The organism is Bradyrhizobium sp. McL0615 (assembly GCF_049993905.1).
Classification (GTDB): domain Bacteria; phylum Pseudomonadota; class Alphaproteobacteria; order Rhizobiales; family Xanthobacteraceae; genus Bradyrhizobium.
In genome coordinates, this window is the sequence record NZ_CP188254.1 from 583,765 (window position 1) to 610,215 (window position 26,451).

The 26,451-nt window shown below is 64.1% G+C and carries 21 protein-coding genes; 7 read left to right on the forward strand and 14 right to left on the reverse strand.

Translation table 11 applies throughout. The annotated features are described in order from the left end of the window. Positions 1–281 precede the first annotated feature (281 nt). From ACPPVP_RS02725 to ACPPVP_RS02740, 4 genes are all read right to left on the reverse strand, one after another. Positions 282–1,466 carry a pyridoxal-phosphate-dependent aminotransferase family protein gene (locus tag ACPPVP_RS02725; RefSeq protein ID WP_426531061.1) on the reverse strand — a complete coding sequence of 395 codons (1,185 nt, stop codon included), beginning with the start codon at positions 1,464–1,466 and terminating at the stop codon, positions 282–284. 204 nt (positions 1,467–1,670) lie between these two features. After that, positions 1,671–2,507 (reverse strand): LssY C-terminal domain-containing protein, encoded by an 837-nt coding sequence (locus tag ACPPVP_RS02730; protein ID WP_426531063.1) that lies wholly within the window; start codon positions 2,505–2,507, stop codon positions 1,671–1,673. A gap of 54 nt (positions 2,508–2,561) precedes the next feature. Next, positions 2,562–3,293 (reverse strand): thermonuclease family protein, encoded by a 732-nt coding sequence (locus tag ACPPVP_RS02735; protein ID WP_426531065.1) that lies wholly within the window; start codon positions 3,291–3,293, stop codon positions 2,562–2,564. A 280-nt stretch (positions 3,294–3,573) separates the two neighbouring features. Beyond that, the gene (locus tag ACPPVP_RS02740) at positions 3,574–5,307 is read right to left on the reverse strand and encodes a hypothetical protein (protein ID WP_426531067.1); all 1,734 of its coding nucleotides are present in this window, start codon (positions 5,305–5,307) and stop codon (positions 3,574–3,576) included. Between the two features lie 376 nt (positions 5,308–5,683). Here ACPPVP_RS02740 and ACPPVP_RS02745 point away from each other — a divergent pair, with 376 nt between their 5' ends. After that, positions 5,684–6,523 carry a caspase family protein gene (locus tag ACPPVP_RS02745; protein ID WP_426531069.1) on the forward strand — a complete coding sequence of 280 codons (840 nt, stop codon included), beginning with the start codon at positions 5,684–5,686 and terminating at the stop codon, positions 6,521–6,523. Positions 6,524–6,600: 77 nt separating this feature from the next. On the opposite strand, the gene ACPPVP_RS02750 is transcribed toward ACPPVP_RS02745, so the two are convergent. From ACPPVP_RS02750 to ACPPVP_RS02765, 4 genes are all read right to left on the reverse strand, one after another. Beyond that, the gene (locus ACPPVP_RS02750; RefSeq protein ID WP_426531071.1) at positions 6,601–7,350 is read right to left on the reverse strand and encodes an outer membrane protein; all 750 of its coding nucleotides are present in this window, start codon (positions 7,348–7,350) and stop codon (positions 6,601–6,603) included. 361 nt (positions 7,351–7,711) lie between these two features. Further along, positions 7,712–8,608, reverse strand: coding sequence for an efflux RND transporter periplasmic adaptor subunit (locus tag ACPPVP_RS02755; RefSeq protein ID WP_426531073.1), 897 nt, complete (start codon positions 8,606–8,608; stop codon positions 7,712–7,714). A 70-nt stretch (positions 8,609–8,678) separates the two neighbouring features. Next, the gene (locus ACPPVP_RS02760) at positions 8,679–9,551 is read right to left on the reverse strand and encodes an alpha/beta fold hydrolase (protein WP_426531075.1); all 873 of its coding nucleotides are present in this window, start codon (positions 9,549–9,551) and stop codon (positions 8,679–8,681) included. Between the two features lie 72 nt (positions 9,552–9,623). Then, positions 9,624–10,484, reverse strand: a complete 861-nt coding sequence (locus tag ACPPVP_RS02765) for a class I SAM-dependent methyltransferase (protein ID WP_426531077.1) — start codon at positions 10,482–10,484, stop codon at positions 9,624–9,626. Between the two features lie 228 nt (positions 10,485–10,712). Between ACPPVP_RS02765 and ACPPVP_RS02770 the strand changes: the two genes are divergently transcribed. From ACPPVP_RS02770 to ACPPVP_RS02780, 3 genes are all read left to right on the forward strand, one after another. Then, entirely contained in the window at positions 10,713–12,290 is a 1,578-nt protein-coding gene (locus ACPPVP_RS02770; protein ID WP_426531079.1) for a winged helix-turn-helix domain-containing tetratricopeptide repeat protein, read from the forward strand. A gap of 117 nt (positions 12,291–12,407) precedes the next feature. Further along, complete coding sequence (locus ACPPVP_RS02775) at positions 12,408–12,635, forward strand: tautomerase family protein (RefSeq protein WP_426531081.1); 228 nt, start codon at positions 12,408–12,410, stop codon at positions 12,633–12,635. Positions 12,636–12,849: 214 nt separating this feature from the next. After that, complete coding sequence (locus ACPPVP_RS02780; RefSeq protein ID WP_426531083.1) at positions 12,850–13,116, forward strand: DUF1127 domain-containing protein; 267 nt, start codon at positions 12,850–12,852, stop codon at positions 13,114–13,116. Between the two features lie 260 nt (positions 13,117–13,376). On the opposite strand, the gene ACPPVP_RS02785 is transcribed toward ACPPVP_RS02780, so the two are convergent. Both ACPPVP_RS02785 and ACPPVP_RS02790 read right to left on the reverse strand, forming a co-directional pair. Beyond that, entirely contained in the window at positions 13,377–15,830 is a 2,454-nt protein-coding gene (locus ACPPVP_RS02785) for an adenylate/guanylate cyclase domain-containing protein (RefSeq protein ID WP_426531085.1), read from the reverse strand. Positions 15,831–16,055: 225 nt separating this feature from the next. Continuing rightward, positions 16,056–18,137: an AsmA family protein gene (locus ACPPVP_RS02790; RefSeq protein WP_426531087.1), complete on the reverse strand. Its 2,082-nt coding sequence runs from the start codon at positions 18,135–18,137 to the stop codon at positions 16,056–16,058. Between the two features lie 222 nt (positions 18,138–18,359). Between ACPPVP_RS02790 and ACPPVP_RS02795 the strand changes: the two genes are divergently transcribed. The 3 genes from ACPPVP_RS02795 to ACPPVP_RS02805 are packed head-to-tail and all read left to right on the forward strand — an operon-like array spanning position 18,360 to position 19,588. Then, complete coding sequence (locus ACPPVP_RS02795) at positions 18,360–19,034, forward strand: Crp/Fnr family transcriptional regulator (protein WP_426531089.1); 675 nt, start codon at positions 18,360–18,362, stop codon at positions 19,032–19,034. 46 nt (positions 19,035–19,080) lie between these two features. Then, on the forward strand, positions 19,081–19,308 hold the full coding sequence (locus tag ACPPVP_RS02800; RefSeq protein WP_426531091.1) for a hypothetical protein: 228 nt from the start codon (positions 19,081–19,083) through the stop codon (positions 19,306–19,308). A gap of 52 nt (positions 19,309–19,360) precedes the next feature. Then, entirely contained in the window at positions 19,361–19,588 is a 228-nt protein-coding gene (locus ACPPVP_RS02805) for a type II toxin-antitoxin system RelE/ParE family toxin (protein WP_426531093.1), read from the forward strand. A 30-nt stretch (positions 19,589–19,618) separates the two neighbouring features. Here ACPPVP_RS02805 and ACPPVP_RS02810 read toward each other — a convergent pair whose 3' ends face one another. The 4 genes from ACPPVP_RS02810 to ACPPVP_RS02825 all read right to left on the reverse strand — a co-directional run bounded on the left by ACPPVP_RS02810 (position 19,619) and on the right by ACPPVP_RS02825 (position 26,160). After that, on the reverse strand, positions 19,619–22,780 hold the full coding sequence (locus tag ACPPVP_RS02810; protein ID WP_426531095.1) for an efflux RND transporter permease subunit: 3,162 nt from the start codon (positions 22,778–22,780) through the stop codon (positions 19,619–19,621). After that, positions 22,780–23,703 (reverse strand): efflux RND transporter periplasmic adaptor subunit, encoded by a 924-nt coding sequence (locus tag ACPPVP_RS02815; protein ID WP_426531097.1) that lies wholly within the window; start codon positions 23,701–23,703, stop codon positions 22,780–22,782. The genes ACPPVP_RS02810 and ACPPVP_RS02815 overlap by 1 nt, the downstream gene beginning before the upstream one ends. 158 nt (positions 23,704–23,861) lie before the next feature. Further along, a complete protein-coding gene (locus ACPPVP_RS02820) occupies positions 23,862–24,539 on the reverse strand; it encodes an OmpA family protein (protein ID WP_426531099.1) in 678 nt (225 codons plus the stop codon). Positions 24,540–24,690: 151 nt separating this feature from the next. Then, a complete protein-coding gene (locus tag ACPPVP_RS02825; RefSeq protein ID WP_426531100.1) occupies positions 24,691–26,160 on the reverse strand; it encodes a caspase family protein in 1,470 nt (489 codons plus the stop codon). Positions 26,161–26,451: the final 291 nt, after the last annotated feature.

Sequence of the window (26,451 nt, forward strand, 5' to 3'; positions counted from 1 at the left end):
GTTGAGAAGCTGCGCGCGGATTTCACATTGTGAGAGACGCAGGCCGTAGGATGGGTAGAGCGAAGCGTTCCGCTAAGCCATCGGCCGGTGCCGTCCCTGCGAACGCAGGGACCCAAACGCCGCGGCCTACGAAAAGGGCACGCGCGGAGACGGCTTCCTTCCAACAAACTTGGAATGCTGGTTGGCCGACGCAAAGCGTCAGCCACGGCGCTTCGTCGATAGATCACGCGGTATGGGTCCCAGCGTTCGCAGGGACGACCGCTTAGGCCTGTGATGAGGGCTTACGCCCCCACACTCTCGCCGAGATACTCGATCGCGGCTTCCGTTCCGCCCTTGCCGTGCGGAATGTTCAGCGCATTGAGACCGACCTCGATGACGCCGAGCGTGCCCAGAATCATCGGCGCGTTCACATGGCCCATATGGGCGATGCGAAACGCCTGCCCCGAGAGGTCGCCAATGCCGGTGCCGAGCACCACGCCGCATTTGTCCTTGCAGTAGCGCTGCAGCGCGGCCGGATCGAAGCCGTTCATCGTCACCGTCGTTACCGTATTGGACCGCTCATTGGCCTCCGCGATGTTGAAGCCGAGCACCTGGCCCTCGGACCATGCTGCGACTGCGCGGCGCACCGCTTCGGCGAGCAGGCGATGACGCAGAAAGGCGTTTTCAAGTCCCTCGACATGGAGCATGTCGATCGCCTTGCGCAGCGCGAACAACAGATGCACCGGCGCGGTGCCGGCATATTTGCGGTAGTGCTCGCTGCCTTCGCGCTCGGTCCAGTCCCAATAGGGCGTGCGCAGATTGGCCTTTTTGTGCACCTCGCGTGCGCGGTCGTTGGCGGCGACGAAGCCGAGGCCGGGGGGCGTCATCAGGCCCTTCTGCGAGCCGGACATCGCGACATCGATGCCCCATTTGTCCATCTCGAACGGCATGCAGCCGAGCGAGGCGACGGTGTCGACCATGAACAGGGCCGGATGGCCGCTTGACTTGATCGCCTTGCCGATCGCTTCGATGTCGTTATAGGCGCCCGACGCCGTATCGACCTGTACGGCTACGATCGCCTTGATGCTGTGATCCTTGTCCTGCTTCAGCCGCGCCTCGACTTCCGCGGGACGAATCGCGCGGCGCCAGTCGCCCTTGAGCACCTCGACATCGACCCCCATCGCGGCGGCCGCATTGCCCCAGCCGATCGCAAAGCGTCCGCTCTCCAGCACCAGCATCTTGTCGCCGCGCGACAGCACGTTGGACAGCGTTGCTTCCCACGCGCCATGGCCGTTGGCGATGTAGATGTAGGAGTGGCCCTTGGTGGCGAACAATTTTGAGAGGTCGGCGAGCAGGCTCTCGGTCAATTGCACCATCTGGTCGGAATAGATGTCGAGCGCCGGGCGGTGCATCGCCTGCAGCACTTCGTCGGGCATGGTGGTAGGTCCCGGGATGGCCAGAAATTCCCGGCCCGCGCGAACGGTCATTTTTTGGTTTTCCTTATGGGTAAGCGCGCGAAGTCGAAGCGCTGGTGGTCAAGCCGGATAATATGTGATCGAAACCGGCATTGCGAGCCATCGGGTTGCACAAAGAAGCAATCCAGAGCCGCAAAATAGATCAAATTGCTCTCATTGCTCCCTTGCGCAAACGCTTTCGCGTTTGCCGCAGGCAATAACGACAAATTGCACACGCTATTTCCCGACCGCCCTGGCGATGGCGGCCCAGATCTGGTCCTTCATTTCGGTCGCCGGCGGACTCGGGATCGTCACCGCCGGCCCCTCGCGCTTCTTGCAGGCCTCGACCAACCGCAGCACCCAGATCTCGCCGTCGGTGTAATAGAGGTCGCCGCCGCCGTTGTGACCCGCAATCGTCGGCCCGATGCCAGTGACCTGATATTTCGCCTCGACCATGCCCGCGTTTTCCAGGTCAGTCGCGAGCAGCGCGCGTTCAGCGTCGAGATCGGGGCTGATATGGTGCGTAACGGCGGCGGTGTATTTGCTGACGCCGACGCCGCGATCTTCCGTCGCCGCGCCAAGCCAGACCGGACGCTTCTCCTCGCCGCTTTCCAGCACTTTCCAGTAGCGCACATGGTTGCGGCGGTCGGCGCTGGCCCCGATCGGCTTCTCATAGGCGAGATCCTCGCGGCGGCCGAGATAATAGAGATTGCTCACCGGCGCGTCCTTGTAGGGACGGTCGAGCAGCACGCTGCCGACGATCTCGATCGAGGATTTCAGCGTGATGCGGTCGGCCGGATACCAGCCGGCCGCGTGCATCGCGCAGACCACGTCAGCGAGATCGCCGATCAACCCGACATTCATGGGATCGCCGGGAATGCCCTGGCCGGTCCGCGTCACCATCGGTAAGTTGGCGAGGCCTTTTTGATGTTCGTAGTGGGTCCAGAACGACGGAAGTATCAGATAGGCGAGGGCGCCGTAAACGATGACAACGAGCAGCAGGATCCAAGCCGCGCGTCTCCACCGCGAATGCTTCGGCTTGACCGGAGATTGCGCGCCATTGGCGTTGGTCACATCCAGCGCTCCGCGATGTCAGGCCGCAAAGGATAGCACGTCCGGGGCGTGGTGCTACCGCCGCGTCTCGCGGCAGCCGGCGGCTTCGGCTTCCTCCACCGAGCAGAACCAGCGCGTGCCCTTTGATATTTTCATCTCGATCTTCGCATACCAGCGGCTGGTCGGCTGGTGAAAGATGCATTCGCCGGAGCGGTTGACGTTGCCCTTGATGGTGCAGTCGGGCGAAGGCGCGCTCGGTCCCGATGCCGACGCCAGCAGGATCGCCCTGGCATTCTCCGGCGGGGTGATGGAGCCGAGAATGGCGGTCTTCTTGTTGCGGACGCGCCAGTCCCACGGCGCGATGAACGCGCCCTGCCACATCCCGGCCTTGGCCTCGCGCGCGGCCTTCTCGTCGCCCTCGTAGTCGCGCGAGACCCGCGTCAGCGCCAGCGCCCAGCCGTTCGACACCAGCCATTTCTGGATGTCTTCGCCGTCGGCTTCGCAGCGCGCGACCGTGCGGCCGCGGCGGTCGGTGACGGACCTGGTATGACAGGTCCAGTTCTTGCCCCCGAAGTGTTTTGTCAGTTCGTCGCGCGCGGCGGCGCCGCAGGCCCAGCGCTCGCCTTTGGTGTTGAGGCAGAGCTGATCGACGGATGGCGCGTCGATGCCGCCCAGGCGGATCCGGTTGTTGCCGATCTGCAGATGATCGCCTTCACGGATTTTCGGGACACCACTGATGTCAGCCGCTTGCGCCACGGCGGGGAACGACAGCAGCAGAAGCGCGGACAGCAGTTTCCGTAAATTCATCGGCAGTCCCCGCAGCAAAATGATGCGGATAGTGCGGACAATGAGGCCATCTTGCCAGAGCCGGAACGTCGCATGCTTTTCAACTTCCCGCGAGTGCTCTTACTTATCCTCCCCTGGAGGGGTCCGAGACGAGCGAAGCTCGCTCGTGGATCGGTTCGCATGCAATGCGAACCGAGGTGGGGCGACGGTCTTTCCACGCACACACTGCTGGACGTGGAGAGACCGTCACCCCACCCCGCCGCTTCGCGTCGACCCTCCCCCTCCAGGGGAGGGTAGCGTATCACGCGTAGCCCTTCACCATCGCTTTCTTTGCCAGCGCCAGTCCCATCAACACAAACGCCGAGGTCACCTCGGGTCCGCCGACCAGAATCCGCGTCGGCGTCTTCATCTTGTTCCATTCATAGGCCTTGTACGGCCCGTGCCTGCCGCCCTCGCCGAGTTGGGCTATGATGCAGTTGAGCGCCGGCGCGAAGGTTTTCACGTCGGCGCCGAGATGCGCCAGCGCCATCAGCGCCAGCGCGGCGTCGAACGGGTTCATCTCGCGCGCGATCAATTCACCTTCGACATAGGCCAGCACCTTGCCGCGGATGAATCCGAACGCCCCGTCCGGATCGATCGCCCGCCGCGCCGCGTCGGGCAACGCCATGAACGCGGCATGGCAGCGGCCGAAATAGGCGGAGTAGAGTTCTGGCAGATAATAGATATGCGAGCGCGGATTCCTGAACGCGCCGCTTTCGACCAGCCGCCGCTGGAAGCCCAGGATGCGATGCACCATCTCCAGCCGCTGCGGCGTCTCCAAAATCTTCCAGCGCGCGAGGTTACGGAAAGACACTTCGAGAATGTCGAGATTGAGCGTCGGATCGAGGTCGTTGCCGTAGGGCCGGTCGCCGGCGAGATTGTCGATCCAGGTGACGACGCCGCCCTCGTAATCGATGTGGTCATTCAAGGGCACGGTGACGCGCGGTTCGTTGGCGCCCTCGCGCACCTGGTAGCCGCGGTAGAAATCCAGCAGCGGCTGGTCGAGGATCGGGTCGGTCGAGCCCGCCTGGGTCGCCGCGGAGAACGAGCACGCCGTGGTGTCGCAGTCAGGCACGTAGATGCCAAAGCCCAGGTCCTGCTTGATCTGGGCGAAGAAGCGCGAGAAGCGCGGATGCGGCAGCGGCGCCAGCGCCGTGATCACGCGCACCGTGGAGCCGTCATGCGAAGGCACTTCCTCGGCTGAGGTCTTCAGGCAGAAATCCACCATCTCCGAAATCGCCCGCCGCGACGCCGCCGCCTCGTCCGCAGACGCCAGCCCGGTCTCGATGAAGCTCAGCAGCGCCTCGGTGAAGAAGGCGTCGTAATAGGCCGAGCGGTGGCGGATCTGCATCGGCTGCCACATCGGCTCGGCGATCCCCGTCCAGGGCGGGTTGATCAGGGCGCGGGCCGGCGAATGCGCAATGAAGATCCGCGCCAGGCTGAACAGGAGCGTCGAGTTCTTGTAGCCGCGCGAGTTCAGCCCGGTCAGCGCCATCAGCATTTCGCGCCCGCCCATGTCGGGGTCGCCGATCAGGTTGAAGGCCGCATAGGTCGGGATGAAGCCGTTTTTGGCGAACGAGCCCAGCAGATGGGTGCCGCAGCGGCGGATCACCCGGTCGATCTCGCCTCCGTCCGGCGCCCGGCCGGGGGCCGCCACCGTCTGCGGAGAGGGGTGGTTCACGCCGATATCGGCCATCAGCTCGGCGATCGGGGCGCCGACCGCGGCCCAGTCCGGCTCGGCCTCGTCGCGTGCCCGCCGCAGCGCCTCCTGCAGGGCGCCGAGCCGCTTCTCGTCCCGCAGCGCCGGCAGTCCGGTTCGCCGCAGCAGCGGCCGCAACGCCGGATTGCCCAGCGCCGTCCGATAGAATTTTCCCAGATGGGGGTCGCCGCCGCGGTAGTTCAGCAGCACGGGATCGCAGACGTCGTACAGCGACGGGCCGTCTTTCCGCGCGGTCAGCGCCCGGAATGCGGCGCCGGCGATGGTGTGGAAGCCCATGCAGTTTCTTTCCGCCGGAACGGTGAAGGGAGGGCCGCGTTAAGCATGGCAACTAGCTCAAGGCGGCCACCGCCGGCCGGAACGGGCCTGCAAGCCCTTGAAAACTATACAAATCCGTGAAAAACACAAATGTGACGTAGGTCACTTAAGTGAAATTAACTTTCCACCAGTATCTGCAGCTGTGGGGGTCCATGCGTCAAATGAGGTTGTTCGGGAGGGGGCGGCAGGCTAAAAGCCCGGTTGTTGCGGTGCCGCAAATTGCGCGCAATTGGACGGCACACAGCCTGCAACCCTTCAAACCTGAACGGTCCTCACGCGAGTAACTGGCGCGGTTTTGTTTGGTGCGCCTTTGGACAAACTTGGGATTGGTAACGCGATGAACCTCGGTAAGCTCCGCATCTCCCGCCGCACCGTCACCATTGCCGTTGCTTTCGCAGGCGTGGTGTCGCTGGCGATCGGCGCCCATGCCGCGCTGAACAAGCGTTCGCTCGACGCTGCCAAGGCGATTGGCACCGAACAGACCGGCTCGATCGGCAGCACGGCCAGCCGCGTTGCCCTCGTGATCGGCAACGGCCACTACCCGGATGCGTCCGCCCCGCTCGCCCAGCCGATCAACGATGCCCGCGGCCTCACCGCCGCGCTGCGCGGCAACGGCTTTGATGTCGACGTGGTCGAGGACGCCACCAAGGACGACATGGCCCGCGCCATCGTCCGCCTCAAGGCCAAGATCAAGCAGGACACCGTGGCCATGCTGTTCTTCGGCGGCTACGGGGTCCAGGTCGGCCGCGAAAGCTTCATGATCCCGGTCGATGCCGCGATCTGGAAGGAAGCCGACGTCCGCCGCGACGGCGTCTCGATCGAACAGGTTCTGGACGCGATGACCGAGAAGGGCGCCAAGGCCAAGCTCGTCGTCGTCGACGCCTCCCGCCGCAACCCCTATGAGCGCCGCTTCCGCTCCTTCTCCCATGGACTGGCCCCGATCTCCGCGCCGGAAAACGCGCTGATCCTGACTTCGGCAACGCCGGGCAAGGTGGCCGATGACGGCAAGGGACAGTACAGCGTGCTGGTGACCGAGCTCTTGAACAATTTGAATTCGCAGTCCGGCGCGGCCAGCGCCTTCAACAAGACCCGCATCTCCGTCTCCCGCGCCTCCGACGGCGAGCAGGTGCCGCAGGTGTCGTCGTCGCTACTGGAAGACGTCCGCATCGGCGGGTAAGGGCGCGGCCATCAGACACGGCATTCGAAACAAAAAAGCCCCGGCTGATGCCGGGGCTTTTTTATTGCGCGCGCCAGCTACTTCGCGGCGGCTGGTCCGCCCCAGCCGAAGTTGTAATTCACGCCGGCTTTGACTGTATCGACGCGCAGGCCGAGCGTGATCGGGGGGCCGATCGTTCCGGCTGGCGAGGTGACGTCGTCGAAGCCGTAATGCATGTATTCGAGCTTGGCGCTCCAATTTGGCGCAAAACCATATTCGAGACCGGCACCGACTGCGTAGCCCCAGCGGTCGGCGGTGTAGACGCCGGTGGTGCCCGGGCCGGGCAAGCCGCCCGCAACCGTCAGCGTACTGTGACGAACATTGGCATAGCCGAGGCCGCCGGTGGCGTAGAGCAGCACTGGTCCGGTCGCCCAGCCGACCCGGCCGCGGAACGAGGCGAGATCGCGCACCTTCGCGGTGCAGGAAAAGGCCGGGTTCGGACACCGCACAGCGCCGTCGATATCAGCCCAGTCGCCGTCGGCCTCGACGCCGAACACCCATGCCCCGGCCTGCCAGTTGTAGCCGACCTGGCCGCCGGCCAGTCCGCCCGAAATGTCGAAATTGGCCCGTGTGCCGAACACGGCCGCGAATTCGTCGGAGCGCCCCCAGCCATAGCCGGCATTGGCGCCGAGATAGAATCCGGTCCAGTTGTAGACTGCGACGACCGTCGCGGGGGCCTTGGTGTAAGGCCGCGCGGCTAGATCGGCAGCCGCGGCGGAATGGATGGCAAGGGAAGAGGAGCCTAGGATGGAGACGAGGCAGGACGCTGCCAGCAGCCGTTTCTTCATTTTTATACGCTCCCCGGACGCACCCACGCACCACACTGAAATTGTGGAACCATTGCTATCGGTGATTGCACACTGGGGATGTAGTTTTGCTGCAACACCTTTCCGGCTCTGTGCGGCGTCTTGTGTGAATCCCTGACCGCACTCGCATGGCGAGTGAGCTCGCTGCCACCGTCGTCCCTGCGAACGCAGGGACCCATACCGCGTGATCTATCGAGGAAGCACAGTGGGTGACGCTCTGCGTTGACGGCACCCTGCGGCGAGTTGCTGGAACGAAGCCGTCTCCCAGCGTGCCCATCCTCTCGGCCGCGGCGTATGGGTCCCTGCGTTCGCAGGGACGACACCGGAGTGTTGCTGCGGGCAGCTACTTCGCGTCCGCGCTCGCCGTCACCGCGCGCACCGGATCGCCCTCGCGCAGCAGTGCGCCGGCGCGCGCCACCACGATGTCGCCCTCAGTCAGCCCCGAGGTGATCTCGACCTGTCCGGCTGACATCAGCCCGATCTCCACCCGCCGTGTTTCGACGCGCGCGCGCCGCACCACCTGCACCACGGTGCCGGCGGAGCCATAAAGGATGGCGGTGAGCGGCACCGAGACGCCGCAGCTCTGCCCGGTCTTGATCTGCGCGCGACCGGATGAATTGACCAGCAGACGGCGGTTGGTGGTGACGCCGAGGAACACCTGCGCGAGTTGGCTGTTCGGCTCCACCGTGGTCGACAGCCGGCGCACCTTGCCGTCGACCTCGCCGGCGCCGATCACCTTGATCCGCGCGGTCTGGTTGACGGCAAGCTTCTGGATGTCGCGCGTCGGCACCATGCCGACCAGATCGAACTCGCCGCGCGCGATGATCGAGAACAGCGCCTCACCCTTGCCCGAGGCCATCGCGCCGACGGACGCCGTCGAGGCCGAGATCACCCCGCCCACCGGCGCCTGCACCGTGATCTGTCCGCCCTCGGGCAGCGCCAGCCGCGCCAGCACCTGGCCTGCGGTGACGCTGTCGCCCGCATCCACCATCACCTCGGAGACCTTCAGCCCCATCCGCTCGGGGCGCACCTGGTTCTCCTCGCGCGGAATGATGGTGCCGGAGACCTCGACGATATTGGCGAAACAGGACTTTGCGGCCTTCAGCACGGTGACGGCGGCGCCCTTGGCGGGGACCTCTGGGTCGTCGGCGGCAAGGAGGGGCGAGGAAAACAGGCACAACATCCCCGCTGCGATCAGGGGTGCCAGCTTGGGCGAAAGGTCGCGCGCGCGGATAGTCATCGGCATTTCGTTCCCGGTTTCGGTCTTAACCGATACCAGAAGGCCGACAGGGGAGCCAAGCGCCAAGAAGTCACCCCTCTGCCTGAGCCGCCGCCGGCTTGTCGAGCGCCAGCGGAACGCTGGCAAGTTCGTCCGCGCGGGCGATATGCCGTGCGATCGCGGGATTGAGCGACGACGCGTGGGTGAGTGGGAGCATATGGCCGGCGGTCGGCAAATGCCGGACCTCGGCGCCGTCCATGATCGCGTCGAGCCGCTGCACGATGCGCTGGGTGAGATAGGGCGATAGCCCGCCCGAAAACAGCAGCGTCGGAACGCGAAGCGAGGCGGCTGCGGTCGCGACGTTTTCTTCGGCGAACGCCGCCGTGAAATCGAAGACAAGCTTGTGGGCGCGCTCGATCATGCGCAGTCGGGCACTGGCCGGCAGCCGATCCTGCGGTCCGGATCCGTTCCAGAACGCCATGAACTTGTCGATCGCTTCCAGCATCGAGCCATTCCAGATGTCCTCGGAAACCTCATGCGCGACCTGTTCGAAGCGCGCGTGAAGTCTGCGGTCCGCTTCGCTTTCGCACAGAAGCGTCGGTAGCACCGGCTCGATCAGCGTCAGGCTGCGCACCCGGTGCGCGAACGGTGAACAGGTTGCGATCTTGAACGCAATCGCGCCGCCGTAGGAATGGCCGACGAGATGGATCGGGCCTTCCGCGTGCTTGAGCGTGCCGCTGATCGCCCGAATTTCTTCCGCGAGCCTCAGCGGCAGGTCCAGCGCGCATCCATTGGCGCCATAGCCAGCGATATCGGGGGCGAAAAACCGGTGGTTTGGCCCGAGTTCATCCGCGAGCGCCTTCCACTGGCGGCCCGAGCCGAGCGAGCAATGCAGCGCCACGACGCAAGTCTTGTCGCGTTCCTTGTCGTGCTTCGCGCGCGGGATTTGAATCACATTCGTCATCGGAAAATTCCTGATTTTTGGATGGGAGGCCACCAGCGGGGCCATGCGAAACGGCCCCGCCGGGATCGTGCTTCACTGCTTGGTGATGACGATCTCGAGATATTCGCTGGGCACGACCATCGTGCTGTCGCCGGAGCGGTTCATGCGAACGATCAGGGCATGCAGATCGTTATGCAGCTCTTCCTGTTTCGCCGGCTCGAGCGCGGCGAACGCTTTCAGCACCGGGCCGTAATAGGTCTTGAACACGTCGAGGAAGTGTTCCGGCGAGCGATAGCGGAACTTGAACAGGCGCGATTCCGCCCTGATCGAGCGCGCCCCGGCGTCGAACATTTCGTTCAGCCGCGCGCTGGTTCCCCACAGCGCCGGCGATTTGGTTCCAGCGGGGGGCGGCAGGTATTTGCCGAGTGTCTTGAAGACCTGTCCGATAAAGCCTTCCGGCGTCCAGTTCGCCAGGCCGATTTTGCCCCTGGGCCTGCAGACCCGCATCAGTTCGGCGGCCGCGCGGTCCTGGTTCGGCGTGAACATGACGCCGAAGGTGGAGAGCACCGTGTCAAAACTGTTGTCGTCGAACGGCAGGTTTTCCGCGTCGGCTTCCTTGAATTCGATTGGCCAGCCTTCGGCCGCGGCGCGCGCCTGGCCGCGTTCCAGCAACGCCGGCACGTAGTCGGTCGAGGTGACGTCGCACCACCGCCGCGCCGCGGCAAGGCTCGCCATGCCGTTGCCGGCGGCGACATCGAGCACCTTTGAGCCGGCCTTGAGATCGAGCGCCTCGCAGAGTTCCTCGCCGACGATCTGCAGCGTTGCCCCGACAATGGCGTAATTGCCGGACGACCACGCGGCCTGTTGACGCGTCTTGAGGGCGGCCAGGTCGGGGGCGGGTGGGGCGGAATCGGCCCGGGTTTGGTTCGCTGCGATCGCGGTCTGGGCGGCCATTCGGTGTCTCCTGTGTCATGCAGCCACGGAATGGGGCTGCGATGAACCGAACATGGCCCTGGGCGGACCTAAAGACTCTGATGCCGGGCTGATTTTGCCTTGAGACCACCCTGAGTTTTCAGTGAGATTTCTAAATCTGTGAAATTTCTCACACATTCCGGACGGTAAATTCGCTCTACCTTCCGTGAGCGGGACAGCGATCTGTGATGGTTTAACAGGGATGAAGCCGTGCAATTTCACTTTTCAGACCATGTGCTTGACGTCAACCTTCGCGAGCTGACCCGCGGCGGCGAAAGCGTGGCGGTCGAACCGCAGGTGTTCGACCTGCTGGTTCACCTGATCGAAAACCGCGACCACGTCGTCACCAAGGACGATCTGATCGAGACGGTGTGGGATGGCCGCATCGTCTCCGAGTCCACCTTGACGAGCCGGATCAACGCCGCGCGCCGGGCGGTCGGCGACAGCGGCAAGGATCAAGCCGTTATCCGCACCATCGCGCGAAAGGGCTTTCGCTTCGTCGGCGACGTGCAGCCGCTAGTTAGCGGTGGCGGCGTGCATGCGGCAGCGCTGCAGCCGCTCGACTTCACCGGTGAACCACTGCACCCGCAACTTCCGGCGCTCGATCGCACGGCGATCGCCGTGCTGCCCTTTGCCAATCTCTCGGGCGAGCCGGAGCAGGAATATTTTTCGGAAGGCATCAGCGAGGATATCATCACCGCGCTGTCGAAGCTGCGCTGGTTCTATGTGATCGCGCGGAATTCCTCGTTCATCTACAAGCAGAAATCCGTCCACCACCAGCAGATCGGCGAAGAGCTCGGCGTCGGCTACGTCGTCGAAGGCAGCGTGCGCAAGGACGGCGACCACGTCCGCATCGCCGCGCAACTCGTCGACGTGGCTACCGGCAGCCACCTCTGGGCGGAGCGCTACGACCGCAATCTCGCCGACGTGTTCGCCGTGCAGGATGAAATCACCCAGGCCGTTGTCGCGGCGATCGAACCGCAGCTCTACGCCGCCGAGAATTTCCGGGCCCGGCGCAAGGCGCCTGACAACATGGCTGCGTGGGACCTGGTGATGCGGGCGCTGTCGCATTACTGGCGCGTGACGCGGCAGGACAATCTGGTGGCGCAGGCGCTGCTGGAAAAGGCGATCGCCGTCGATCCCGCTTACGGCCAGGCGCTCAGCCTGCTGGCTTCCTGCCATATGTTCAGCGCCCATATGGGCTGGCAGGATATGTCCAGGACCGTGCCGACGGCGGAACGCGCGGCGCTGGCGGCGATCCGGGCCGACAGTGAGGACGCGTGGGCGCATTATGCGCTCGCCAGCGTCTATCTGTTTCACCGGCGCTTCGACGATAGCATCGCCGAATTCGAGCTGGCGCTGCGACTCAATCCCAGTTTCTCGCCGGCGCGCGGCCTTTACGGCGTTGCGCTGTCCTATCGCGGGCGCTGGGAGGAGGGCGATCGCGCCGCGCGCGAGGCGCTGAAACTCTCACCCCGCGATCCCTTTGCCGCGATCTATTGCGGCGTCGCCGGGTATTGCCAGTATATCGGCGGGAATTACTCGGAGGCGATCCGCCTGTCGCGTGAAGCGCTGCGGCAGCGCACCGACTTTGTCGGCGCCCATCGCGTGCTGACGGCTGCCCTCGGCATGGCCGGCAGCACGGAGGCCGCCAAGGCCGCGCTCGAGGGCCTCCGCCGCACCCAGCCCAACATCACGCTCGCCTGGCTCGCCAGCGAACTGCCGTTCGAGCACGACGCCGACAAGGCGCATTACGTCGAAGGGTTTCGCCGCGCGGGGCTGAAATAGTTTCGCGGCGATATCTCAAGCTGAACTGGACGATAAATCACAGCCGTCTGAAAGTCTTTGCCGGCTGTCACGGGCATGGTGATGCTGCCATCGTTGGCAAGCATCAAGGAGAACGACATGCCGTTGATTGAGGTTCACGTCATCGAGAACGTGTTCAATGCCGAGCAGAAGCGCCAGATGATCAGCAAGCTCACCGACGCCATGGTGTCGATCGAGGGCGAGGCCATGCGCGGCGTCACCTGGGTCAAGATTTCCGAAGTCGCGAGCGGCGAGTGGGGCATCGGCGGTCAGGCATTGACCACCGAAGCCGTCAAGGAGCTTGCTTCCGGACGAAAGGTGGCCTGACGCGCTTTAGCCTTGCATCGCCAGCGGGCTGGTCCTGCCGGCGGTGCTGCGTGGCGCTTCCTCATTTGGATCGTTCACGCAGCCGTGTCCGGGTGCTCATTGCCTTTAGGCGTCCGCACTGAAGCCTGCTGACATCATGCTGGCAGCAGGCCTTCGATAGAAAGGGTGCCGGCAAGCTCCCCGGCTTCCGGCTACCAATTGAAAGAAAATAGCCATGACGATGCTGACCACCATTCCGACCTACGCCACCAGGCCACTTGCCTGGCGGACTGTAGTTTTGCTCGCGCGCGGGCGCCGCCTCATCAACCGCTTCTTCGCGGCGGTGATCGCGCGCCATGAGCGTCACGCCGCGCGCGTCGCCCTGCACAGGCTCGACGAGCGCCAGCTCCAGGACCTTGCGCTGACCCGCTCCCAGATCGAGAGCAGGCTCGAAGAAGTGGCGCAGATCCGCGCGCGAATGCAGCAGCCCGGCTGGCACTGACAGGCGGGGCGGCCGATTGTCACCCGTGTGCATCTTTGCGCGCGATCGAGGGTGCTGAGGGCACCCTGCTTTCCCTGCGCCCTCTGAATTTTCCGGGGGCACATGAAGATGCAAATCCTCGGGCGCGTGGCTTCGCGGAGGTTTACCGCTGTTTGAAACCAGGGGCAGTGCCGTAGGGTGGGCAAAGCGAAGCGTGCCCACCATCTCTCCCGGGCGTGATGTTGCATGGTGGGCACGCTGCGTTTTGCCCACCCTACAAATCAAGATTTCTTCTTCATTCGCGCCGCTGCCGACGCGGCATCGACGACGTTGTCGACTTCCTCACGCCAGCTCATGATCTCCGCCGCCAGAATCGGATGATTGAATCCCTTCAGGTTCAAATCATCGATCGGCTTGCCCTCCACCCATGGTTCGACCATGCCGTAGACGCGCCGGCTCACCACGATCTGGTTGGCCTTGGCTTCGTCGCACAGCCGCGAGGCGAGGTTGGTGACGCTGCCGATCGCGGCGTATTCCAGCCGCTGCTCGAAGCCGATCTGGCCGAGCGTGGCGTAGCCCAGCGCGATGCCGATGCCGAAGCCGAGATTGTGGCCGCGGTTGCGCCACTTGTCGGTCAGCCCGCCGATGGTGTCGCGCATCTCGACCGACATCCGAACGGCGCGCGCGGTATGATCGTCGAACTGGATCGGCGCGTTGAACAGGATCATCACGCCATCGCCGGCATAGCGGTCGAGTGTGCCTTCATACTTGAAAATCAGTTCGCCGAGCGCCGCGTGATATTCGCGCAGCACGTTCATCGCCTCTTCCGGCTCGGTGGTCTCGGTGAACGCGGTAAAACCGCGCAGATCGCAGAACACCACTGTCACTTCGCGGCGATGGCTGTCGAGCAGGCCCTCATGGCCGTCGGAGGAGGCGATCAGTTGCGCCACCTGCGGCGCCAGGAAACGCTCCAGCCGCCGGATACGCTCGATCTCGCCGAGCTGGGTCTCCACCCGCTCCTCCAGCGACTTGTTCCAATCCTTCAGCTGGTCGGTCTGCTCCTGCAGCTTGTCGGCCTGCTGGCGCACCGTGTTGTGCGCCGTCTGAAGCTCGCGGCTCTTGTGGTCCACTTCGGTGAACAGCCGCGCATTGCGCATCGCCAGCACCGCCTGGTGCGCAAAGGTCTTCATCAGGCCGATCAGATTGGCGGAAAATTCACCGGTGTTCTGCCGCAGCACCACCAGCGATCCCAGAATGCCGGTCTGGTCGACCAGCGGCACCACCAGCACGGAGTTGAAGCCGGCTTCGAGCGCGACGTCGCGCAAGGGATGCTCGGGCACCGCGCCGAGCTGGGGAATCGAGATCGGCTCGCCGGTGCTGGCGGCCTCGCCGAGTGGGGAGTTGTGGGCATCGATGGCGCGGTGGCCGCCTTCGGCGGCTTTGTCGATGCCGATGGATTCGGTGAGGCTGAACTGGTGGTTGCCGGCGTCGTAGCCGTAGATCAGCACGGCGTCGGCATGGGTGATTTCCAGCGCACGCGCGGCGACCGTGGGCAGCACGGCGTTGAGGTCGAGCGAGGAGGAGACGGCGCGGCCGACCTCCTCGAGCACCTTGAGCTCGTTGATCGATTGCGCCAAGTCCCGCGTCCGCTCGTTTACCTTGGCTTCGAGGTTGGAATAGGTCTCGGCGAGCTGCCCGGCCATGCCGTTGAACTGGTTGGCCAGCTCCTCCAGCTCGTCCGAGGTCTTCACCTCGATGCGGTGGCCGAAATCGCCGGCGCCGAGACGCCGCGCGCCGGCCCGCAGCGCCGTGATCGGCACCAGCATGCGGCGGGCCATGATGGTGCCGGCGATGATCGCGACCACGAGGCCGAGCCCGATCAGCAGCGCGATCCGCACCAGCTGGTCGCGGATCGGCGTCAGCGCCTGCGCGGTCTCCTGTTCGAAGAACACGTGCCAGCCGAGTTTCGGCACCAGGCTCGATGTCGTCAGTACCGCGTTGCCCTTGATATCCGTGCCCGACGCCAGGGCCACGCCGCCGGGCTTGCTGACGGCCTGCACCTGCGGCAGCTTCGACAGATTCTTGCCGACCTCGGGTCCGTTCGAGGAGGCGGCCAGCACGTCGCCTTTGGCGTCGGTGACATAGGCAAACGCCACCTTGCCAACCTGGGCATCGATCAAGAATTCCGACAGGAAGTCGAGGTCGATCTCGGCGATAGTGATGCTGCCGTCGGCATGCGACAGCGCGATCGACGTGAACGGCCGCTCACCGCGGAGGTAGGCCGGCGCAAAGCTGGTGCCGCGCAAGAGGGTCTCGGTTAGCCGGACGTCGCGGGAGAAATCGGCGTTACTGTCGAGTGTGACGGTCTGGCGCGTCATGCGGAGCTGTTCGCGGCCCTGGGCGTTGAGCAGCGAGAGCTGGCTGACCTGCGGCACCTGCCGCAGCAATTGCGCGTAATCGTCGCGACGCCTGTCGCGGGTGTCGGAGGAGGCCCGCGTCACCCAGGAAATCTGCCGCTCGAGTTCGGACAGGGATTGCTGGATCCGCTTGGCGGTCGCCTCCGCCTTCTCCGACATGCCGTCGTTGAGCGAGCTCTTGATGCCGCGGTAGGTGATCCAGGTCTCGATCGCGCCGTTGACCGCCAGCACGAACACGACGAGACCGACCAGGGCTACGACATATTTGGCGAACAGCCCTTCGCGCAGGAACCCTACTCTGTCCTTGACCTCGTTCATCCGGACCCTCGTGCGCCACGGCCTTCCGCGCGCGCATCGGTTTCACTGGCGCCGGTCTGTCTCGGCAGCCCCGGCATGAGGGCTGTCTAGCACGAATTGGGGGTCGGAGCTGTGGGACCGCCCACATGGTTAGCCGCAATTATGGGCAGGAATCGCGGGGATTTCGTCATGTCCGGGCCTGCTTGACCTCGACCTCGCAGGAGCGGGACGAGGGGAACGGCGGCCTCACCGGTTGAAAAGCTGGCGCAAGACGTCGTTCATGGGCTGACTGTCCTGCTGGGCGGTCGCATCGCTCGGCGGTGCAGGAGGGGCGGGTTCAGCTGCGGCGGGCTCGGCCGGGGCAGCCTCGTTCGGCACCTCGGCAGGCGAGGTGCGGCTCGGGATGCTGCGCTGGCCGCCCGGCCGGCCGCCGCCCTGGCTGGAGCCGCCCTGGTTCAATCCGCTCATCCCCTTCTGCAAGAGATTGCCAATGGTCTCGCCGAGCTGGCCGCCGAGCGGACCGGCCGGCTGGGTTCCAGCCTGTCCACCGGCCCCGCCTTGTTGTCCGCCGGCCGCTCCCGGCTGTCCGCCGAGCAGGCTGCCGATCGCAGCGCCGAGGCCCGCGCCGTTCTCGCCGAACAGGCCCTTGCCCATCTGCTTCAGCTTGGCATAGGCGGCTTCGGGATTGTCGAGGATGCCCTGCATCTCCGGATAGATTCGTGGGCTTCCCCACGGTCCGGAGATCATCACGGGAATGCCAAGCCCGACCGGATCGGTGAGCCGGCCCTGGCCTTCGGTGGTCATCACGAGCTTGGGCTCGACGCGGAATCCGATCTGCTTGGTGCCGAGGTCGATGGTGCCCGCGCCGGTCATCTTGACCAGCGGGCCGACGAGATTGAGATCGGTGGTCTGCGCCTGGCCCTTGTCGATCTTGAACGACGCCGACAATTGCGAAAGGTCGGTCGCCTTCTCCTCGCTCGCCTGCCAGCCCGACAGCGTGCTCGCCGTCAGCGAACGGATCATCTGCGCGACATTGAGTCCCTTGATGGCGCCGTCCTGGAACACGACGAAGGCGGTGCCGGCCATGTTCGACATGATTGCGCGCTGGCTGGTGCCGGAGGAGCGCACGCTGATCTTCGCCTGCATCCTGCCGTCGATCCTGTCGAAGTCGGCGAGGCCCTGCATCAGCGGAAGCGCGCGCACGCCGGTGAGGTCGGCCCGCATCGTGTAGGCGGGGTTGGCCGTGGAGACGTCGACGGTCAGATCGCCATTGGCGTTGCCCTCATAGGCGCCGAGGTTGGAAACCTGCGCCTTCAGGACGCCGCTTGTGAGCGTGGCGTCGATCGCGGTGGGGATGAAGCGCGCGTCGCCGATCTTGAGTTCGGCCGCGGAAATGCGCGCCTGGAGATCGACGTAGTTGAGGCCGTTGATGTCGATCGTCGCGCTGCTCCAGGGCTGTGCGGAGGAATCGCCGGTGCTGCGTGTCGTCGCGATGGCGAGCTTCTGGAAATCGAGGTCGAGCTTCACCAAAGGCTTGCTCGACAGATCGACCGAGGCCCAGCCGTTGAACACGGCGTCGCCTAGCGCCCCGGTGACACCGTTGATCATCACGACGGAGCCGTTGAGCCGGGCTTCGACCTTGGCGGTGAGCGGGGCGGGCAACAGGTCGGGCGCGTCGATCTTGATCTCGGCCGGGATATTCTGCCGCTCGATTGGTGCTGCGGGCGGCGCCGCCTTGATCGCGAATTTCACCGGATAGCCGTCTCTGCGCGCGCTGCCTGTCAGCACGACCTTGCGGTCGGAATCGATTGATATGTCGGCGTTGAGGGTCTCGATCCTGCGCTCGACGCGATCGCGCAGATTGGAGAGCACGATGGTGCCGCCGGTGACGCTGATGTGCTCGATCGAGAAAGCCTCGGATGTATTGCCGGCAGCAGGCTTGGAGGGAGGGCTGGCCTCCCTGTCGCGCTCGCGTCGCAGCGGCAAATTCGCCACCGGTCGGATGATGACGAGCTCGGTGATATGCGGCTTGCCGGCCCACAGGCTGGCGAGCGTCACTTCCGCCTCGATGCTGGCAGCCGCGAAGTGGCGGTTGATGTCGCGGTCCTTCGGATGCTGCAGCGTGATATCGTTCAGCGTGATGTTGAGCGATGGCCACAGGCCGATCCTGGCGCCGCCATTGATGGCGAGCTTGTAGCCGGTCTCGCGCTCGACCCGCTCCTGGATCTGCGTCGTCAGGAAACCCGACGGAATGCCGATCACCAGCAGCAGCGCGATGACGACCACCACGGCGCCGATGACGGCGCCGGTAATTTTCAGTGCTCTCATATCGACATTTCCAGACCGCGCAAAACGGCACTTATTTCGGTAGCGCGGTACGCGCGCGCAACCGGTCAGGCGAGCTTATCCCGGAAAGGGGTGGGGCCCAAAGAAGCCAAAAATATTCCGGGGGTACTGTAAAGTTATGTGACTTATGACACACTCGTAGGCATGGGATTCTTGCTAACGGCCTGAGGGGACGGGTCCAGACTGATTTTGGAAGGTAGTACAATGAGCAAACAGGCCGAATTTGCGGTCATCCTGAAAATGAATCCGATGTTTTCGGATTTGGGCGCTGACGAATTACAGCGCATCTCCGGCCTTTGCCACACCGAGCAGCTCGGTCTCGGTGAAATGCTGTTCCAGAAGGGCGACGCCGGCGACGCACTGTATGGCGTGCGGCGCGGTCAGATCAGGATCGAGACCGGCGCCTCCGACGGCAGCCGCCTGACGTTGAATTTCATGGGCCCCGGCGATCTGTTCGGCGAGGTCGCCGTGCTCGACGGCGAGAGCCGCACCGCGGACGCTACCGCCGGCGAGCCATCGGAACTGTTCGTGCTGCGGCGCGAGGATTTCCTGGCCTTCCTCGAACGCGAGCCCAAGGTCGCGATCAAGATCATGATGCTGCTGTGCCAGCGCATCCGCTGGCAGAGCGAGCGGATGGAGGAATCGGTGCTGCAGCCACTGCCGGTTCGCCTGGCGCGGCGGCTCTGCGCGCTCGCATCCGATTTTGGTTCTGAAGTGCACATCTCGCAGGAACAACTCGGCGTCTTCGTCGGCGCCGCCCGCGAAAGCGTCAACCGTCAACTGCAGCTCTGGCGCAAGGACGGCATTCTCGATCTGCAGCGTGGACGGATATTGCTGCAGAACATGACCAAGCTGACGGCAGTGGCGCGGAACGACTGAGATCCACTCCGTCGTCATCCATGACCTGTTGTGGCATGATGAACGAATGAACAAGTTGCTCAAGGAAATGATCGAGCATGCCGAGACCTGGCCCCGGGAGGACCAGGAGGAGCTTGCCGATTATGCCCGCGAAATCGAGGCTCGCCGGACCGGCGTTTATACAATGTCGGACGACGAGCGGGCAGCTGTCGGGAAGGGATTGGCGGAGGCAGATCGCGGAGAATTCGTGTCGGATGAGCTGATTGCGGAAGCCGACAAGCGCCACGAAGGATGAGGGTACGCTATAGCCCGCGGCGTTCTCCGACCGTGAACGCATACTCGAATATTTGAGAGAGCGGTCCCCTAATGGCGCCGCGAACGTTGCAGCAAGCATTCGTGAGGCGGTCGCAAAGCTTAAAGAGCATCCGCTCAGTGGTTATCGGACGGACGATCCCGGTGTGCGAGTGCTATTTGTCGTCCGTTACCCGTACAAGATCTTCTATCGCGTATCCGACGCGGTAGAAATCTTGCATATTCGGCACACATCCCGGAGAGCGCGGAAAAGGGATCGATAGCGGGAATCGCTTGACGTCATGCGGCCCTCGTTACTCCGCCGCAGGCGACATCGCCGGGGGCGCCGCGGGTGGGCCCTTGGCCGGCGGCTCGTTGTGATGATCCGATCCGTGGCCGGCGTGCTCGGTCTCGCCGCTTGATACCAGCAGCTTCTTGCCGAAGCGCCAGCACAGGGCGCCGAGGTCGTCCATCACCATGAACATCGCCGGCACGAACACCAGTGACAGGATGGTGGAGAATATGAGACCGCCGATCACGGCGAGCGCCATCGGCGAGCGGAATTCGCCGCCGGCGCCGATCGCCAGCGCTGAGGGCATCATGCCCGCGGCCATCGCGATCGTCGTCATCACGATCGGGCGCGCGCGTTTCATACCGGCGTCGATGATGGCCTCGTCGCGCGGCTTGCCTTCGCGAATCGCCTCCACCGCAAACTCCACCAGCATGATGGCGTTCTTGGTGACGATGCCCATCAGCATCAAGATGCCGATCCACACCGGCGTCGTGAGCTGCTTGCCGGTCAGCAGCAGCGCCACGATCGCGCCGCCGATCGAGAGCGGCAGCGAGAACAGGATGGTGATCGGCTGCAGGAACGTGCCGAACAGCAGCACCAACACGGCGTAGACCATCATCAGGCCGGCGGTAATGGCGGTGGCAAAACCGTCCGACAATTCGGCCAGACTTTCGGCGTCGCCCGACTTGTTGACCCTGACGCCCTTCGGCAGGCTCTTCATGACCGGCAGGTCTTCGATCTTCTTGGTAGCGTCGCCCAGCGCCGCGGCGCCGACGAGGTCGGCCGCGACGGTGGCCTGCCGTTCGCGGTCGTAGCGGTTGATACTGGTCGGGCCCTGGTCGAGCTGGATATCGGCGACAACCGACAGCGGCACGCCGCCGCGTTCGCCACGCTGGCCGAGCGGCACGCGCAATTGCTGCAGCATCTGCAGATCGCTACGCGCACTGTCCTCGAGCTGGACACGGATTGGCACCTGACGGTCGCCGGCATCGAATTTCGCCAGCGCCGGACCGACGTCGCCGATGGTGGCGACACGGATGGTCTGCGACAGGCTCTCGGTGGAGACACCAAGACGCGCTGCCAGTTCGGCACGCGGCCGGATACGCAGTTCGGGCCGGTCGAGCGAGGTTTCCGAAATCACGTTGGCGACGATCGGGATCCGCTTCATCTGCGTCGCCAGCTCGCTGGCGACGTTGTTGACGATGTTGCTGTCGACACCGGTTACAACAAGCGAAATCGCGCGCAGGCCGTTTTCGTCGAGGAACCAGAAGCGAATGTCTGGAACGTTTTCCAGTTCCTGGCCGATCTCGAGCTCGAGTTGCCGCTGGGTGATCTTGCGATCGGCCTTCGGCGTGTAGTTGATGATCAGCGCGGCGCGGCGGACTTCCTGCGTGCCCGGCGGCACCCTTCCGCCATCGACGAAGATGCTCTTCACCTCGGGCCGCTTGCGCAGGCGAGCGACGATTTCTTCAGTTACCTTCTCGGTGTAGGCGAGTTGCGTACCCGGAGGCAGCTCCATCGCCAGCAGTGAGCGCGCGGTGTCCTGCGCCGGCAGGAAGCCTTGCGGCAGCAGCGTGATGCTCCAGATCGAAGCCGCAAATACGCCGAAGCCGATCAGGACGGTGATGTAGTGGTGCTTCACCGACCAAGTCACGAGCCTGGTGTAGGTCTTCAGAATGCGTCCGGGCGGCGGATCCTCGTGCGGGTGATCCTTCAGGAAGTAGGCGGCGAGCACTGGCGTGACGAAGCGCGCGGCGAGCAGCGAGAAGAACACCTGCACCGATACGGTGATGCCGAACTGCTTGAAGAATTGCCCGGCGATCCCCGACATGAAGCTGGCGGGCGCGAAGATCGCGATAATCGTCAACGAGATCGCGATCACGGCGAGGCCGATTTCGTCGGCGGCTTCGAGCGCCGCGCGATAGGGCGACTTGCCCATGCGCATGTGGCGTACGATGTTCTCGATCTCGACGATGGCGTCGTCGACCAGAATACCCGTGGACAGCGTAATGGCGAGGAAGGAGACCAGGTTCAGCGAGAAGCCGAGCAGGTCCATCGCCCAGAACGCCGGGAAGATCGACAGCGGCAGCGAGATCGCGGCGATGATGGTTGCGCGAATGTCGCGCAAGAACAGCAAGACGACGACGACCGCGAGGATCGCACCTTCGAACAGTGTCGAGATCGCTGCGTGGTAATTGCCCTTGGTGAATTCGACCGAGGTGTCGATCAGCTTCAAGTCGACATCGGGGTAGGCGGCTTTCAGCGCGTCAATGCGCTTCTCCACGGCCTCGGCGACCTTCACGTCGCTGGCGCCCTTGGAGCGCTTGATGCCGAGCGCGACCACGGGTTCGCCGTTGAAACGGGCAAAGGTGCTGCGATCGGCGATGGTGTCGGTGACGGTGCCGAGATCGTCGAGCCGCACCTCGCCGCCGCCGAACAGCGGGATCATGGTGCCGGCGAGTTCGTTTAGCGTCTTGGCGCCGGCGAGTGTGCGGATCGCCTGGTCGTTCTTGCCGATTTGGGCGCGGCCGCCGGCGACGTCGACATTGGTGCCGCGCAGGATCTGGCTGACATTGACTGCGGTCAGCCCCGCGGCCTGCAGCCGGTCCGGATCGAGCGAGACAAGAATCTCGCGCTCGACACCGCCGATGCGCTCGACCTGCGCCACGCCGCGCACGCCCTGCAATGCGCGCTTGACGACGTCGTCGACGAAATAGGAAAGCTGCTCCGGTGTCTTGCCTGGCGAGATCGCAGCATAGGTGACGATCGGCAGGCCGATCACGTCGACGCGCTGGATCAGCGGCTCGTTGACGTTTTGCGGCAGGTTGGAACGTACACGGGTGACGGCGTCCTTGACGTCGTTGAGCGCACGATCGGTGTTGGTCTCCAGCGCGAACTGGATCGTGGTCACCGACAGGCCGTCGGTGATCGACGACGAAATATGCCGAACGCCCTCGACGCCGGATACGCCGTCCTCGATCGTCTTGGTGACCTGGCTTTCCAGCTCGGCCGGTGCGGCGCCGAATTGCGCGACCGCGACCGAAATCACGGGGATGTCGGCGCTCGGCAGCCGTGTCACCGCCAGCTTGGTGAAGCTGACCCAACCCAGCACCAGCAGAATGATCGAAAACACAATCGAAGGCAGCGGGTTCCGGATCGACCATGCCGAGATATTCAAAGCCATTAGCGTACCCGCGTGCGCTCGAGTTCGTCGGCGAACATGATCTTGATCTGGTCGCCGTCATGCAACGAGGTGCCAGCATCGGCCACGACGGTTTCGCCGACATCGAGGCCTTCAAGAATTTCGGTGGAGGTTTCGGAGGTCAGGCCGACGCGCACTCTTCGCGTCTCGATGGTGTTGCCTTTCACGACCTGCAGCGTCAGGCGGTCGATGGCGGTGCGCGGCACCGCGACGCCGCAGGAGCGCTTGGCGTCGATATTGGCGCGGGCAAACATGCCGATCTTGAGCGAGGGATTGTTGTTCAGCGAAATCCGCACCTTGCCGAGCTGGGTGGTGCGGTCGATCTGCGGCGAGATCTGCCGGACCTTGCCGACCACGTCGGGTGCGTCGTCACGGCTGATGCGCACCGTAGCACCCGGATTGAGCTTGAGCAGGTGAACGCTTGGCACTTCGGCTTCGAGCTCGATTTCATTGTTCACGGAAATGCGGAACATCGGGCCGGCCTGCGGCGAGGCGGGGGCGCCAATCGCGGTCCTGACCTCGGTGACGAGGCCGGCAGCGGGGGCGCGCAGCGAGATTGCCCCCGGCCTGCCGGCAGGGGCGCCCGGTATTTGCGGCGGCGCAGTGAGGCGCGCCAGTTCCTGATTGTCGGTGACCATGTCGCCTTCCTTGACGAACAGATCGGTGACGCGGGAGCCCTCCTGATCGACGCCGATCTGCGCTTCGCGGCGCGGCACGATGAATCCGGTGACGCGCACCATGTCGGAGAAGCAGGCATTGGTGGACTTGGTCACGATCACCAGCGCCTGGCCCGGCGTGTCTTTCTCCTCCGGGTGCGGACGGAGCTCGAACCAGTAATAGCCGAAGGCCACAACGGCAACGAAAGCCACGCCGAGTGCAGGTTTGAGATATTCGGAGAATTTCATCGCCGGATCAATCCAGACTGGAAGTCAAATCAAACAGGGCACATCGAGCCGGCCGAAGACCTGCAATGGAGCCCAAAACGAATACGTCCCGCACGGGTGCTGCGGGACGTATTGTAGCCGGAAACGATTGGTCGGCGCCACGCCCTTACTTGCACGCCTTATTTAGCTGCGTTCGACGCCGTGGCCTTGTTTTCCATGTTGACGACCTGGACGCGACGGTTCACTTCCGCCATCGGCTGGCCTGGATCCTTGAGCTTGCTCTTGCCGTATCCGACAGTCACGAGGTCGGTGCCGTTGATGCCATACTTGTCGATGAGATAGCGCTTGATCGCGTCGGCGCGGCGCTCGGAGAGATCCTGGTTATAGGCATCGCCGCCGGCCGCATCGGTATGGCCCGCCACCACGAAGGTCGAGCCCTTGAGATCATTGTTGGTGAGCGCGCGGCCGAGCGCCTGAACCGACGCCAGCGACTTCGCGCTGATATCGGCCGAGTTGTAGTCGAAGTTGATCTCCAGATCGATCTTCGGCTTGTCCTTGACGAGGGCGGCGATCTCTTCGCGCTCGGCGCTCGAAAGCGAACGCGTGGAGCGGCCACGGATCTTTTCCACGAACTTGGTCTCGGCGGCGGTCACGGTCGGATCGACGGCGGTCTGCGGACCGGTAGAAAGGCCGCGGGTCAGCGGCTTCTTTTCCGGCACCAGTGCGCGGACGATCTGATCCTCGGTGACGTTCTTGTCCTGGGCAAACGCGGTTCCCGTACCGAAGGAAATTGCGGCGCCGAGCGTCGCAACCGAGACGATTACGGTAAAGGTTTTCGCTGCTGAGATCGTAGCCATTGCCTGTCCCCTCTTGCGGGCTTCCCGCGCGGTTCCAATGTCATCCAAAAAATTGGCTGCCGGACCGCTGGTTGCGGCCGGCCGCTCTACTTTAGTCTGGACGGCCCGCTACAGGGTTCGAGGGGCCGCCAGCTTTCATTCAAAAAAATCGTCACTGCACCCCGTAATCGGCGAATTCCTTGACGATATTGGGGTCCATCGCCTTCGCATTGTTGATATCTAGGTCGCCTTCCGGAATCGAACCATTGCGCTTCTTGGCAAGGCCGCGACCATACAGCGACGACGTCAATCTCGGGTTGATCTTAAGGGCGGCGTCAAAATCAGAAATTGCATTCTTGTTCTGGCCGCTCTTCAGGTTGACGAGGCCGCGGCTGTCGAGTGCGTCGACGAAATTCGGTCGCAACCGCAACGCCTCGTTGCAATCCTTCAGGGCCGCCTGCAGGTCGCCGATCACCGTGCGCGCCCAGCAGCGGTTGTTGAAGGCTTCCACATCCTTCGGGTTCAGCCGCAGCGAATTGTTGAAGTCCTTGATGGCGAGTTCGTACGCGCCCTTGCTCGCATAGACCTGCCCGCGCCGGTACAGCGCGGCCGCATCGTCCGGATTGTCCCTGAGCTTGTCGTTCAGGCTCTTGATGGTCGGGTCGTCGGCAAGCGCGGGCGGCGTGGGGCTCTCGGCCGGCGGCTTGGCCGGTGGTGGCGGCGGAGGAATCGCGGCTTCGCTCGGTTTTTGCGCCGCGGGAGGTGGAGGCGGAGGTGCCGGTGCGGCCACCGGCGGGGATGGCGGCGGCGGTGCGGGAGTAGAAGCGGATGGCGCTGCGGGCGCCGTGGCCACGGCAGTCGAAGGCTGGCTCGCCGGACGCGGGCCTGAGCCGCTGGGGATGAAGGAAAAATCCTCGGCGAGTGACGACGAAATCCACGGCACCTGTTCCTGGCGCGAGGCGCGGGTGACGCCGACACGCGTGCGATTCAGCGTTTCTTCCGCCATCAAATCGGGGGTGCGTATTTCCTTCAGCAGCTCTTTCACGAACAGGCTGCGGTCGCTGCCATTGTCGGAAACGACGGACGAGAGCGCGGCCGAATACATCACCAGCGTGCCGTTCGGCGCAATGACAGGCGCAAGGCCGGCGGAAAAGCTGCGGAACCGGCGTTCGAACGGATTGCGCCTGCTGGCATCGATTAGCGCGATCTTGACGCCGGCGCCGCGGCTGTTGATCTCCCCCAGCACGGTTTCGAGGCTGAAACCGTCGCGGCGGACGTCCGGCTCGGTCCAGATCTGGGCATCGACGGGGATCATGTAGCTCTGGCGGCTCGATTGCACGCCAAAGCCGGAGAAGAAGATCAGCGCTACCGAGCCCGGCTTGATCTTGCCATACAGGCGCTCGAAGGCCCGGCGCATCTGCTCGGCGGTCAGGTTTTCGCCGATATCGACATTGAAACCGTCGCGCTTGAGCTCTTCGGCGATGTCGCGCGCATCGTTGATCGGCTCCTTCAGCGGCGCCTCGGCGTCCGGATATTTCGCGTTGCCGATGACCAGCGCATAGCGCTCGCCGGCCGCGAACGACGGGGCTACCGACGCGACTGAAAAAAACAATGTGAGGAGTAATGCAACGCGGATTTTCATAATGACGGCAGTCCAGATCACAGCAATCCAGCCAAAATAGCGCCGATGCCAGCTCGCGCCGCGGCGACCTTACTCTACGCTATCGGCATTATCAAACCGCGCCCGTAGTCCGGCAACTGCTTGCGATGTCGTCACTAATTGCGACAATTAACCGCGACAGGACGGGGCGGATGAAGGGAATAAAAGCCGTCTGTGATGGCAGAACCACAGCTTGCGATGTGGTCCATGCAAATGGTTCCGGTCCGCCGATGATGCTTTCGCTCGGTACCCGGCTTCGCATCCCGACATGCC